General features: G+C 71.8%; 4 protein-coding genes. 1 reads left to right on the top strand and 3 read right to left on the bottom strand.

Annotated features, from left to right (window positions below):
* Window positions 1-13: 13 nt before the first annotated feature.
* Both AC1DW8_RS06740 and AC1DW8_RS06735 read right to left on the bottom strand, forming a co-directional pair.
* Window positions 14-1012, bottom strand: coding sequence for a GNAT family N-acetyltransferase (locus tag AC1DW8_RS06740; protein WP_478092763.1), 999 nt, complete (start codon window positions 1010-1012; stop codon window positions 14-16).
* Window positions 1009-2025, bottom strand: coding sequence for a GNAT family N-acetyltransferase (locus tag AC1DW8_RS06735; RefSeq protein WP_478092761.1), 1017 nt, complete (start codon window positions 2023-2025; stop codon window positions 1009-1011). Before AC1DW8_RS06735 ends, AC1DW8_RS06740 begins: the two co-directional genes overlap by 4 nt.
* 161 nt (window positions 2026-2186) lie before the next feature.
* On the opposite strand from AC1DW8_RS06735, the gene msrA reads away from it, so the two are divergent.
* On the top strand, window positions 2187-2861 hold the full coding sequence (gene msrA, locus AC1DW8_RS06730; RefSeq protein ID WP_478092759.1) for a peptide-methionine (S)-S-oxide reductase MsrA: 675 nt from the start codon (window positions 2187-2189) through the stop codon (window positions 2859-2861).
* Between the two features lie 84 nt (window positions 2862-2945).
* Here the strand turns inward: msrA and AC1DW8_RS06725 are convergent, their stop codons facing one another.
* Complete coding sequence (locus tag AC1DW8_RS06725; protein WP_478092757.1) at window positions 2946-13481, bottom strand: calcium-binding protein; 10536 nt, start codon at window positions 13479-13481, stop codon at window positions 2946-2948.
* Window positions 13482-13657: the final 176 nt, after the last annotated feature.

Here is a 13657-nt window from a genome sequence, read left to right as displayed (position 1 = left end):
ACCGAGCCCGGGCTCAGAGGTCCTTGGCCCACTCCCGCGTCCAGCCCGTGACGACGAAGCCCATCCGCTCGTTGATGGCGACCATGTGGGTGTTCGTGTCGGCGTTCCACGTGCGCACCGTCGTGACGTCGGGGCGCTCCCGTTGGAGGGCGCGGAGGTTCGCGATCTTGACGGCGAGGCCGAGCGCCCGGCCTCGGTGCTCCCGGAGGACGAGCGTGTCCGACTGGACGGCGAGGTCGGGCTGCCCGGGCCGCACGACGATGTCGGTGAAGGCCACGAGGCGTCCGGTCGGCACGTGCCGCGCGACGGACTCGATGCCCCAGATGGGACTCGGCGTGTTCCACAGCAGCCGTACGCGCTCGGCGTCCCAGTCCTCCTCGTCGAGGTCGATGTCGCCGGACGGGGCGTCGGTGCTCATCCGTCGTGCGAGCAGCGCTCGGTCCTCGAGCCATGCCTCGGGAAGCCCGTCGACCGACGTCTCGATGACGTATGCCGCCGGGTCGGGTCGGGGGTCGAGCGCGGTCAGCGCGGCCTCGTCCACCGGCAGGGCCAGGTCCTGCCGGAGGTCGAGGAGCGTCTGCCGGTAGTCATTCACGTGGGCGAATCCCGTTGCGGCGTCACCGTTCTCGACGGGCGCGCCGCTGTGCTCGTGGATGCGGTCGCACCCGTCGTCGCGGAGCACCTGCTCGCAGTGGACGAGGAGTGACGAGCCGATCCCGCGCCGCTGGTGGTCGGGGTGCACCGAGAGCCACAGCCCCGCGGTGCCGACGTTGTCGCGCGTCCGACGGATCGTCTGCGCCGCGGCGACTGGGCCGTCCGCGCCCTCCTCGGTGACGACGAAGGACCGCCGCACCTCGTGCCGGCGCTCCGCGACGTCGACGATCTCGGCGATCGACGTGCGCTCGGCGGCGCCGCCCCACACGTGGCGGTTGGCTGCGTGGTGCACCTCGAGCCAGGCCTCGCTCGTGAGGTCGTCGACGGCGAGGTCGATCTCCTTGATCTGCAAGGTCATTCGCCGCTCCCCGTGATCTTCTGCCACTCCCGGCTGTACCCGTCGACGGCGTAGCCGAGTTGCCGGTTGACCGCGAGCATGTGCTCGTTGGAGTCGGCGTTCCACGTGCGGACCGCCGTCACGTCGGGCAGCTCGTCCATGAGCCGCAACGCGTTGGCCGCCTTGAGCCGGAGACCGAGCCCGTGCCCGCGGTGCTCCTTGAGCACGAGGGTGTCCTGCTGGTAGCCGAGGTCGGGGGTTCCTGCGGACACCCCGATCGTCGTGAAGGCGACGAGACGGCCCGAGGGCGTGTGGCGCGCGGCTGACTCGACGATCCGCCGCCCGGAGGCCAGCGTGCGGGCGTGCGTCTCCCGCAGGCGGTCGGCGTCCCAGGCCTCCTCCTCGAGGGCGAGGTCGTCCGTGGGGGCGTCGGTGCTCATCCGCTGCTGGAGGACCGCGCGGTCGTCGAGCCACGCCTCGGGCATCGTGTCGACGAAGGTCTCGACGGCGTAGTCGTCGGTGACGGCCACCAGCGCCGAGAGCGCGTCGCGGTCGGCGGGAAGCGGCATGGCGCTGCGGAGCATCGTCTGCCCCACGGCGTAGCCGTGCCGGGCGGCGAACGTCTCCGCGAGGTCGACACCGCCCTCGGCCCACTCGGTCTCGCCCATCAACGTGCCGCGGCCGTGCTCGCGGGCGATCGCCTCTCCCTCGCGCAGGAGGGCCTCACCGATGCCCCGCCGCCGGTGGTCCGGCAGGACCGACATCCAGAACAGGGCCAGGTCGAGGTTGTCGGTCGTCGGCATCCGGGCCTCGAAGGCACCGACGAGACGGTCCCCCACCCACGCCGCGCGGGCGACCCGCGTGCCCGACGGCGAGCGGTGGAAGCCCTGGATCTCCTCCAGGGTCCAGGCGCTGCCCGAGGGGCCGAACAGCTCGCGCTGGACGGCTGCGTGGACGCCGATCCAGTCTCGGGCCGCGGCCTCCTGGGCACGGTCGAGCAGGTCGATCGGCCGGATCTCGAGGTCGTCGCTCATGTGGGCAGTCTGTCGGGCCGCCCCGCGCGCGGCGAGCGATTTGTCCGGGACCGCGCCACCCGGCATACGCAGGGGGTCGCGGACGTTACAGGGACGTAAGACGCTCCCAGCACGAAGGATGTGACACTGGCATGGTGTTCGGATTCGGTAGGAAGTCCCAGATGCCCAGCCGCGACGAGGCCCTCCCGGGTCGCGCGGACCGCCCGTATGCCGTGAACCCCACCCATGTCGTGCTGGGCACCCCGCTCGAGGGCCCGTGGCCCGACGGCTCCGAGGTGCTCTACGTCGCGATGGGCTGCTTCTGGGGGGTCGAGCGGATCTTCTGGAAGCAGGACGGCGTCGTCTCGACGGCGGCGGGCTACATGGGTGGCTACACGCCCAACCCGACCTACGAGGAGACGTGCACCGGGCGCACCGGCCACGCCGAGACCGTCCGCGTCGTCTATGACCCCGAGAGGACCTCGCCCGAGCTGCTGCTCAAGGCCTTCTGGGAGAACCACGACCCGACGACGTCCAACCGCCAGGGCAACGACATCGGCACCGCCTACCGCTCGGCGATCTACTGGACGACCGAGGGCCAGCGGCTCGCCGCGGAGGCGACGCGCGAGGCGTTCCAGAAGGTGCTCGATGACAACGGCTACGGGCAGATCACGACGGAGATCCGCTCCGCGGACGACGCCGGGCCGTTCTACCTCGCCGAGGACTACCACCAGGGCTACCTCCACAAGAACCCCGGCGGCTACTGCAACCACGGCCCCAACGGCATGACGTGCCCCGTCGGGATCGTGCGCCAGGACCAGCTCCCGGCCCAGCAGGACATCGCTCCGCCGGCCTGACGGCTCTCGACGCACCCGGCTGCGGCGCTGTGGGATCTCGGATCCCGCAGCGCCGCAACCTTTTTCGGAGTGGTCGAGCGAGGCTCAGTTCTGGCAGGCCGCCTCGTCGAAGTGGCCAGGCGTGCCCGGGTAGGCCGCCCCCGCCCCGTGCTCCGTCTCGCCCGGGTGGACGAGCGCGAGCTCGCGGAAGGCCGACGTCCCCGCCGTCGTGACGTCGGTGGCGGACCGTCCGGCGCTCGTCGCCCACGCCAGCTGCTGCAGGAAGTCCTGCATCGCCGGCGAGTGCTGACGCACGTCGTTGAAGCCGCCGTAGGCCGAGTTGCAGTGCGAGAACAGGTTGTAGGCGCCGTTCCAGTCGATGAGCCGGTCACCGGCGTTCGGGCCGTTGGCCGTCACGTCGCCCTGCATGACGTCGCGGTCCCAGCCGCCGTAGATCCAGTCGGTCCCCTGGTGGTGGTTGTTGTTCGCGGGGTCGGCGTCGTCGGTCCCGGTCATCTCGAACCACAGGCACGGGTCGACCGTCGTGACGACCTTCTTCGTGCCCGACGTCAGCGGCCAGTCACCGAGCGTGCACCCGGTGCCCGGCGTGTAGCTGCCGCGCGGCCTGAGGTCGAGCAGGTCGGACCCGAGGACGTCCTGCTTCGTCGGGTCGGACTCGCCGGCCCCGCCGAAGAGGTGGTCGACGAACCGGTCACCCGTGCCGCGTGACGACGGGTCGAAGGCGCCGTTCGTGCGGCAGTCAGGCGTGTTGCCGTCGAGCCCCGCGTCGCAGCCCTGGCCGCCCCACAGCACGTCCTCGCCGTCGTCACCGAAGACGTCGTCACCGCCGCTGTCGCCGTTGGCGACGTCGTCGCCGTAGCCGGCGTGGATGGTGTCGTCGTCGGTGCCGCCCCGGATGAGGTCGCGCCCGCCCTCGTCCATGCCGTTGTGCGGCATCGACGCGTCGCTCGACGAGCCGATCCACTGGTCGCCGTCGACGTCGTGGAGCAGGTCGACGCGCCGGTCGTACGCCGTCCGCGCGAAGCCGGTGAAGCTCTCCTTGGGCGGGCTGTTGAGCGAGCTCGTGAACGCCGCCGGGCTGTCGCCGGCGCTGAGGTACTGGTTCACGATGCCGCCGCGGTCGCCGACGATGGCGTCGCGACCGCTGTCCCCCGTGATGCGGTCGTTGCCGAGCTCACCGTAGAGGTCGTCGTCGCCGGCGCCACCGGACACGGTGTCGTCGCCGTCCTGGCCCCAGATGCCGTCGTTGCCGTCGTCACCCCAGATGACGTCGGCACCGAAGGTCCCGACCACCTCGCACGTCGCCTGCGCCGTGGAGCAGAAACGGGTGCTCGGCCCGGGCAGCGCCGGGTCGTGCGTGCGCGACGCGGTCGCGTCGGCCGGGAGCGGACCGTCCGGGTAGCGGTCGGCATACGCCTTCTCGGAGCGAGTGCCCGCTGCGCCGACGAGCGTGCGCAGGAGCGAGCCGTTGTCGCCGAGGACGACGTCGTCGCCGCCGTTGCCCTCGATGACGTCGGCGCCGTCGCGGAAGCCCGGAGTCGGGGTGCCGCCGACGATGTCGTCCTGACCCGCATCGGTGCTCAGGCCCCGGAGAAGCCCCACCGGGCTGGCCGACCCGGGCCAGGCGGCGCTCAGTGCCGTCGCCGCGGTGCCGTGCGCCGACGCCGTGCCGAACGGCAGGTCACCGAAGAGCGCGTCGGCTCCCCCGTTGCCCTGCACGTGGTCGGCGCCGGCGTCACCGGTGATGACGTCGTGGCCGTCCTGTCCCTCGAGCACGTCGACGCCGTCGCCGCCGGAAAGGCGGTCGAAGCCGTAGAGCGTCGCGGACGGCGTCGTGAGGAAGCCCGAACCCACCGACCGGTCGTACGGCTCGATGACACGGGACGTCATCGCCGCGCCCGGCGTGCTCCCGAGACGGACCGTCACCGAGGTGGGTGCTTGGCCCGCGACCGGGCGCAGCACCTGACCGTTGTCGCCGAGGACGACGTCGTCGCCAGGACCGCCGAAGACGGCGTCGTCGGTGTCGGGCTGGCCGGAAGTCGTGTCACCGGAGCCGCCCGCAGGCGTCGAGCTGCCGCCGACGAGGTCGTCGTCGCCGAGGTCGCCCTCGACCCAGTCGACGTCGGGCCCACCCTCGACGTAGTCGTCGCCCGCGTCGCCCTTGAGGCGGTCGGTGCCACGCTGACCGAGCACGACGTCCGCGTCGTCACCGCCGAAGACCTGGTCCGCCCCCGAGTTGGCCAGGACCGGGCCGACGCCGAGGTCGAGCAGCGTGATCCGGTGCGTGGTCGCGAAGCCGCGCATGCGCGTGATCGGCGTCGAGTCGGCCGCGCTGACCCCGGAGGTCACGACGGCGTTGTCACCGGCGACGATGTCGGGGCCGGCGTCGCCGAAGAGCACGTCACCGGAGTCCGGTCGCCCGACGCCGGCGGTCGCCTGCTGGAACGAGCCACCGACGACCTCGTCCTCGCCCCGGTCACCGTGGACGAGGTCGGAGCCGTTGTTGCCCTCGAGGTGGTCCGCGTCGTCGCCGCCGTTGACGCGGTCGTCGCCGAGCCCGCCGTATGCCGTGTCGTCGCCGGCGCCGCCGAAGAGCTGGTCGCCGCGACCGGCGTCGGGAGAGGTCCCGGCGAGGTCGAACGGGACGGCGGGCGCGTCTGCAGACGACGACGGGTCGTCCACGGTGCCGTTGTCACCGATGAGGATGTCGCGACCGGTGTCGCCCGAGAGCACGTCGCCGGCGTCGGTCGGGTCCGTGTCGGTGCGGCCCGCGGCCCGCGTGCCGCCGTAGACGAGGTCGTCGCCGTCGCCGCCGCTGGCCCAGTCGGCGCCGTCGTTGCCCTCGATGACGTCCGCGGCCTCCTGGCCGTAGAGGACGTCGGCCCCGGCGTTGCCGAAGAGCAGGTCGAGGCCCTGTCCGCCGTAGCCGCGGTCCTGGCCGGTGCCGCCCCAGGCACGGTCGGCGCCGTCGCCGCCGAAGAGGACGTCGTCACCCTGCTGGCCGCAGAGGAGGTCGTCGCCACCGCGGGCGTCGACCCGGTCGGCCGCACCCCCGGCGGAGATGGTGTCGACGCCGGCGCCACCGGTGATGAGGTCGGGACCGTCGTCGGTGCTCGGGTCGCTGCCACCCGACGTGCCTTCCGGCACCGGGTCGGACGCGACGGGCGAGCCTGCGCGACAGGTCTCGTCCGCGGCGGCTGCCACGGTCGCGGCGTCACGCAGGGTGTCGCCGAAGATCGTGGACGGCCCGTCGCCGCCGAGGACGTGGTCGCTGCCGCGGCCACCGACGAGCGTCTTGGGAGAGGGCGCCGTGCCGGTCGGCAGGGCCTGGTGCTCGACGAGGCGGGTGTGCCCGAAGGTGACCCCCTCGATCGTCTCGGTGGCCCCGAGTCCACCGACGCGGCTGGGCTCGGCGACGACGTAGTCGTCGCCGAGTCCGCCGTAGATCGCGTCGGAGCCGTAGCCGCCGACGAGGGCGTCCTCGCCCCCGCCGCCGAGGATGCGCGCGTGCTCGGACGGCGCCGAGTGGCTCGTGACGACGTCCTGCTCGCGGCTGCCGTAGACGACGTCGTCACCGGATCCGGTCTCGACGATGTTCGGCACCGTCGGTTGGCCGGACGGCGTCGTGAGCGTGTCGGCCGGGCCGGCCGCGTCGACGCCGAAGGTCTGCTCCGACGACGCGTAGATCGTGTCGGGTCCGGTGCCGCCGGTGACCGCGTCGCTGCCGAGGCCGCCGACGAGGACGTTGCCCTTCGAGCGGATGGTGGATCCGGAGCCGTCCGGCCGGTCGGCCGCGACGCCCACCTTGTCGTCGCCGGGACCGGCGTCGACACGGTTGCGGCCCAGGCCCACGCTGATGGTGTCGGCGCCGCCCGTGGCCTGGGCGCGGGTCGTCGGGTCGACGCTCAGCTGGGCCGCGTCGACGAGGTCGCCGAGAGTGATGGGCGTCTTGCCCGGCCAGTTGGCGTCGTCGACGCCGTTGAGCGTCGCCGAGAAGGACTTCGGGGGCGAGGGCAGGCTGCCGTCACCCGTGACGAAGTCGTCGCCCTGTCCGGTCGTGATGGCGTCGGCGCCGACCCCGCCGGCGACGCGGGCCACCTGGCCCACGGCGTCGGCGGTGACGATGCGGTCGTCCCCGTCGCCGCCGTCGACCCAGGAGCTGCCCGTGCCGGTCTGGATCTGGTCGTTGCCGGGGGTGCCGAAGACGATGGCGTCCTTGTCGAAGGACCTCAGGTCTCCCGCGCCGCCCGCCGACGACGGGTCGGAGTCCTTCTTGCCGTCACCCACGAAGCTGACGACGAGGGGCGTCGACGAGCCGCGGCCGTCGACGACGACGCGCTTCAGCGTCGGGTCGAGGTACTCACGGCGCTCACCGAGCATCTGGATCGCGAAGCCGTCGAAGCCCGCGTCGGCGCCGTCCGGGTCGGCGGCCGTCTGGGCGAAGTGCAGGGCCGTCACCTTGACGACGTCCGCCTCGGTCTCGCTCGTGTTGCCCCAGGGCTCACCGCGCTGGGCGTCGGTGCCGAAACGTCCCGCGAAGACGGCGAGCGTGCCGTCCGAGGTGCCGCCGAGTCTGGGTGGTGGTGGGGTGCAGTTGGGTTGGGCCGTGAAGTCGAGCAGCGTGATGTCCGCGAGGTTGATCGAGAAGGACACGCTGAACGGCGAGAACCCGAGGGTCACGTAGAGGCGCAGGAAGAGGCTGAGCCGGCCCGTGGTCGTGAAGAGGCAGAGCGGGTTGTTGACCGCGGCGTGGAGGAACTCGCTGACCCGGAACTTCCCGTCGTTGTTCGGGTCGTTCCAGTGGAAGCCGATGGTCAGGTGCAGCCCACCCTCGATGCCGACGGTGATGATGACGGCCGTGACCGCGGCGCCCGCAGCGATCTCGCCGTCGAGCTGGACGACCGGCACCGGCCGCCCCTCGGAGTCCGTCGTCTTGAAGTAGAGGCCGTCGAGGAGCTTGACGGGGTTGACCGCGGCTCCCTGCTGGGCGGCCTCGACGGCATACCTGATGCCGGCGGTGTCGAGGCCGGCCATGAAGCGCAAGGTCACCGACGCGGACCCCGACAGCGTCACCATGACGGGCGGCGGGGCGTAGACCGGTCCGAACGACTGGCGCCACGTGAAGCCGAGAGTCAGCGGGCCGCTGTCGAACTCGACGAGCGAGACGTCGCTGCCCATGAGCAGGCTGAAGACCGACGACGGGTTGTCGAGGATCGGGAAGGTGAAGCCCGACTTGCTGGCGCTGCCGGCGGCGCCGCCGGCACCGAAGACGTTGCCCTTGCCGCCCTTGGTGTTGAGGGCGGACTTCACGGTGTCCGGGCCGGCCGCGCTGGCCGTCTTGATGAGCGAACCCGCGGTGCCCGGCGCGAGGCTGCTCGTCGGGGACACGTCGGTGTCGAGGGCCTTGTCACCGCTCACGGTGAAGCTGCCGATCGGGATGAGGCACGACGGCCCCCCACCGCCGCAGTCGGGCAGGTTGTTGATGAGCGTGGTGAGTGCGGCGATCTTGTCGACGAAGTCGAGCTTCGGGCCGCCGGCCAGGGTGTTGAAGGTCTTGGCCAGCGTCATGAGGCTGACGTCGCCGCCACCTGCCATCCGGCTGAGGTCGGACAGGACGGGGATCGGGGCGTAGAGCGTGTCGAGCACCGGCTGGAGCGGGCCCGTCACGGACTTGACCTTCTTGAGCACCGGCCCGAGCAGGTTGGACAGGAAGCCACCGGCGTCGATGGCGACGTCCTTGAACTCGATGGACGGTGCGCCGAGGTGCTTGAGGTCCTGGTTCGTGAACTCCCAGCCCATGACGAAGTTCGCCTGGACACCGGGAAGCACCGAGTCGACCGACGCCTTGACGATCCAGTCGGCCTTGACCTTCGCCGTGAGCGAGATGCCGAAGAGCGACGACGCGTCCCCGTCCCCGATGTCGGCGACCGTCAGGACCGAGCCGTCGGACTCGGTCGTGTCGCGCGACTTGAGGTCGACGAGGAAGGCGCCGGCGAAGAGCGGCGCGGTGCCGTTCTTCGTGACGTCGATGTCGAGGAACGCGAGCTGGGCCTTCATCGACGCAGGCATGTCGAAGCGCGCGCCGAGGCCGAACTCGGGCGCGGCCGCCCCGTCCTGCCAGGCGTCGTGCGTGTAGATGACGAAGCCCTTGGTCGTGTTGACACCGGCCTTGAGGTGCAGCTGGAGGCCGACGCCGTAGCTGATGGCGTCGGTGTCGCCCGCCTTGAGGGCGAGGCCCGGGATGCCGATGTCGAGGGGCAGCTTCTTGCCGTCACCGAGACAGCCGGAGCCCGCGACGCAGCCCTGCTCGGGGGTGACCGTGCCCGCCTTGATGGTGAAGGCCAGGCTGATCCCGTTGATGCTCGTCGTCGGGCAGTCGGTGCGGTCGGGCTTCGTGCTCACGGGGGCGTATGCCGTGGCCGTGGCGGTGCCGTCGTCGGTGAAGGTCTGCGCGCTGCCGGACGCCGCGTCGACGACCTTGACGAGCTCGTAGGCGCCGCCGTCCTTGCTGCGCAGCACCTTGTACTTCGTGGCACCCGCGGCCGCCGACCACGACACCGTGATCGAGTTGCCGCCGCCGAGGGTCGTCCACGACGTCGTCGCCGCGGCGCTCGCGCCCGAGGGGACGGTGTCGCCGCCGGTGCCGGAGCCGCTGCCCTGGCTGGCGACGATCTCGTAGCGCCACGCGGTGGAGCCTGTCGTGGACGGCGTGGCAGCAAGGGTCGGTGCGCCGGTCGGCTCGAGCTTGAGCTTGCACTCGTAGTTGACCTCGAGCGTCGTCTTCTCCAGACCGGCTGCGGTGATCGCGTCGGCGAGCTTGTCGTTGACGTAGGTGCGGGCCTCGGCCGGGCTGGCCGGCACGTTGCCGAGCTTGGACTTGATCTCCGTCCGGAGCCGGCCGATCGAGTCGGCGCCCTGCTGGAGGTCCTTGCCGACGAACGGCAGCTTGCCGTCGAAGGTGGCCAGGCGCATGGCCTGCTCGATCTTCTCGAGGTAGCCGTCGAGGCCCGGCCCGATCTGGGTGAAGTCGGCGAAGGCGCTCGCGAACGCCGCGGACAGGTCGGGCACCTCGAAGCGCTGCTTGGCGGCGTCGGGGGCCGGGAGGTTGCCCGTCAGGGTGGCGAGGTCGGCGGGGTTCGTCGAGTCCGGGAGCCGCAGCGCGATGGAGCCGAGGGAGGCTGCCGGGCTGCCCGGCACGGTCGCGTAGAGCGGGACGGTGCCGCAGACCATGAGCGGGGTCGCGAGGCTCTCGCCGCAGTCGACGGGGGTGTTCGAGGCGTTGAAGCTGACGTCGAGGCCCGAGAGGAACGTCGAGAAGCTCACCGGGGTGTCGGCCGTGGCGCTCGCGTCGGCCAGGTCGAGGCTGACGTCGGCCTTGAGGGACACCTGCTTGGCGGCATCGCCGCCGGGGTCGCCGGCCGAGACGGTCAGCGGTCCGATGGTGCCCGCGACGCGGCCCTCGAAGCTGGCCGCGGCCGCGACGCTGACCTTCGAGTCGGCGAGGACCTTGAGCGAGGAGGCGTCGCCCGGCCCCGTACCGGGCGCGAGCGGCACGACGAGGCCGACGTCCACGCCGCCCTTGACGTGCACGGAGCCCTGGCCCGTTGCGGCCGCCGAGACGAGCGACTGGTCGCCGCCGAGGTCGAGGCGCAGGGGCGCGTTCGTCTGGTAGTCGCGCTTCCAGTCGAGGTCGAGCACGACGCTCGGTGTCCCGCCGTCGTCGAGGTAGCGGAAGTGCAGCGCGCCGGTGCCGAGTCGCTCGTCGAGGAACGCGACGAGGTCCTGCATGTTCTGCGGCGGGTGCACCGACATGATGTCGATGGCGTCGTCGAGCGGCGAGCGGAAGGTGTATGCCGTGTCGTCGGCCGGCTTGGTCGTCCAGTTCTCGGTCAGGGTGACCGTGTCACCCGAGACCGACGCGACGACGGCCACCTGGGTGCCGACGACGACGGTGCGTCCGACGAAGGACGCGTCGAACGTACGGCCCACGTGCTGGAGAGTGTTCGTGCCGTAGTTGACGTCGCTGCCGACACCCGACGAGTCGCGCTGCATGAGGTCGCGCAGGGAGGTGCCGGTGCCGGGGATCTCGCGGCTGTAGACGCCCGACGCGCCGCCGGGCTGGGCGTCGGCGAGCTGGGCGGCGAGGGTCTGGAAGGTCTTGAGCACGATCGCGAAGAGCTCGGCCTGCGAGCCCGGCTTGATGTCGAGCGCGAAGATCCGGCTCAGCCGGCTGAGGTCCAGCTGCGGACCGTCGGTCCCGGTGAGCTGGGTCAGGTCGTTCCACGAGGCGGAGACGCCGACGTCAGTGCCGGCAGGCAGGAAGCCGTCCGCGTCGGGGATCGAAGCCTTGAGGTCTGCGGTGGCACGGACGTTGACGTCGACGTCGAGCAGGTCACCGGCCTTGCTCGGCCCGGTCGGGCTCGCCGTGACGAGCTGGTCGAAGAGCTGGCGCAGGCGGATGTCGTGCTGGGCGTCCCCGGCCTGCTTGAGGCCGATCGAGAGCATGTGCCCCGTGCCGGGTGCCGAGCAGTCGGCGGGCGCGGCGCTGTTGCACACCGCGAGGTGCCCCTTGAGGCGCACCTGGAAGAAGCCGGCGTTGGCGGTGAAGTCGACCGCGGTGTCGATCGGGAAGTCGGCCGTGAGCAGCGGGCTGCCGGTGCGGATGAGCACGCGGTCGGCGCCCAGCGGGAGCGAGGTGACGTTGGTCTTGAACGCCCCCGTCGTCTGGAGGAACGGGCAGGCCTCGGTGTTGCCCTCGAAACCGATGCACGCCGCACCGGTGCGGGCGTCCTGCAGGTCGAGCACGAGCGTCAGGTCCGCCGCGAACGACGGCTTGACGGTGGCGAAGGTCTGGGCGGAGTTCGCCCGCAGGATGCCGCGGCGCGGTCCACCGGCGACGGGCTGGTCGGTCAGCCGGTCGCCGAAGGTCACGGCGCCGAGCTGGGCCTCGGGACCGACGATGACGAACGGCGTTCCGGCAGAAGGCTGCCCACCGATCCAGGGCCCCGAGAGCGTCAGCGCGTTCTTCGTGTTCGAGGCGATCTCACCGGCGGACGTGCCGGCCATGACGCGCATGCCGGTCCACTGGTTCGCCTGCCACGGCTGGGAGCCGTCGTCGAGCGTGAGGCCCGTGGCGGCATACGTCGCCGAGGGCCGGGAGGTGCGGGCGCTGCCGGCGTCCATGGCGACCCCGGTGCTCGGCGCGGTCTTGACCATCTGCATGCGGAAGACGAGCTTGCTCGTCGTCGGGTCCCATGCGAGGTCGTCGAGGCCGATGCCCGCCGCCTTGAGCTTGGCGATGAGGTCCTGAAGGGAGTCGAAGGTCGGGTTGCCGACCGTTGTCGCGTCGAAGCCCGCGGGCGACGGCTGGTCGGGGTCCGGCTGCTGGACGACGTTGGCCTTGAGGAAGTCGACGAGGACCTGGTTGGCCTTGACGGCGTCGGACACGGTGCCGCGCAGGAAGGGCAGGTCGAGGTTGCCGGTCGTCGGGAGCGGTCCGGCGCCGTCGGGGTCGAACTTCGCCTGCTGGATCCCGGTCAGGGCGACCGCGACCTGGGCGAGGCCGTCGGCGAGGTCGCGCAGGCTCATGTTCTGGAACTTGCCGACGAGGGTGGCGAGGGTCGGCGCCGAGACGGTCGGCGTGCCGGTCGAGATGTTCGCCCACGTCAGCGTGACGTCGGCGGCGACGTTGCTCGGGAAGCTGACGCCCGCGATGCCGCTCGTGTCCGCGGCGATCGACAGGGTGCCCGTGACCGACCCCGGGGTCCCGGGATCGGAGGCCGAGCCGGTGGGGTCGAGGTCAGCCGACACGAGGCCGGCCAGGGAGCCGTCCGCAGCGAGCTCGCCGTCGCCGGCACCGGCTGCGTCGAAGGCGAGGACCCCGTCGTTGTTCGGGTCGTTGACGCGGGCGTACGCGTGCGCCTTGACGGTGAAGTCGGTGCTCTTCAGCGTGACGCCGAGGATGCCGACGGCGGCCTTGGCTGCGCCGGACAGCTGCGCCGTCACGTCGACGTCGAGCCGCGGCGCGTGAGCCGCGTCGCCGGCGAGGTAGACGCGGTTGGTCGTCGGTCCGGTCCAGACGACCCAGAGGGAGAGCGTGGCCTCGACGGTGGCCGTGACCCCCTTGGGTGAGGACAGCTCGACCTTGGGGCTCGTGGAGCTGACGGTGAGCGCCTGCTGGGTCGCCGTGCGGGTCACGACGAGGTTGACGTGCACGCGCTTGCCGTCGGCGAGGTCGTCGACGGAGACGTCGAGCGTCCCGGTGCGACCTCCCGGCAGGGCGACCGACTCGCCCGACGTCGCGAGGTCGGCCCACGTCGTCGTGCCGGCGAGCGCCGGGGACACGCCCCTGTCGATCAGGTCGTCGGCGCCGGCGAGGCCACCGGGGCTCGCCGACACGAAGGGAATCGGCTTCCCGAGCGCGCCGATGCCGGCGAGCCCGGAGGTCCAGGCGGCGAGGTTCCGCGTGCCTCCGCTGCCGCCCAGGAGCGCGACGACGCGGTCGACCCCGGGGTCGGGGTCGGCGGCATACGCAGGCGACTGGCCGGCCAGCGCTCCCACGACGACGAGGAGCGAGGTGAGACCGGCTCCGAGGGCACGACGAATCGACTTGCGCACCATGATTCTCCCCATGTGGGGGCGTGTCGTGTGCCCGTTCCCTGCCCGAGCCGTGTCCGCCACGCCATCCCTCGGCCCAAGGTATTGAGGAACACGTCACATGTCCGGAAAACCCCCGGAACTCATTCCGAATCGGTGATATCGGGGCGCATGTGACACATGGGACAAAGGGGTCGCCG

Source organism: Terrabacter sp. P2_E3 (genome assembly GCF_056403915.1).
This window is presented reverse-complemented; position numbering and strand designations above follow the sequence as displayed.

Bases quoted from the DNA above. Each gene is read 5' to 3' on its own strand.
- AC1DW8_RS06740 (WP_478092763.1), bottom strand. From the start codon at position 1,012: ATGACCTTGCAGATCAAGGAGATCGACCTCGCCGTCGACGACCTCACG.
- AC1DW8_RS06735 (WP_478092761.1), bottom strand. From the start codon at position 2,025: ATGAGCGACGACCTCGAGATCCGGCCGATCGACCTGCTCGACCGTGCC.
- AC1DW8_RS06725 (WP_478092757.1), bottom strand. From the start codon at position 13,481: ATGGTGCGCAAGTCGATTCGTCGTGCCCTCGGAGCCGGTCTCACCTCG.
- msrA (WP_478092759.1), top strand. From the start codon at position 2,187: ATGCCCAGCCGCGACGAGGCCCTCCCGGGTCGCGCGGACCGCCCGTAT.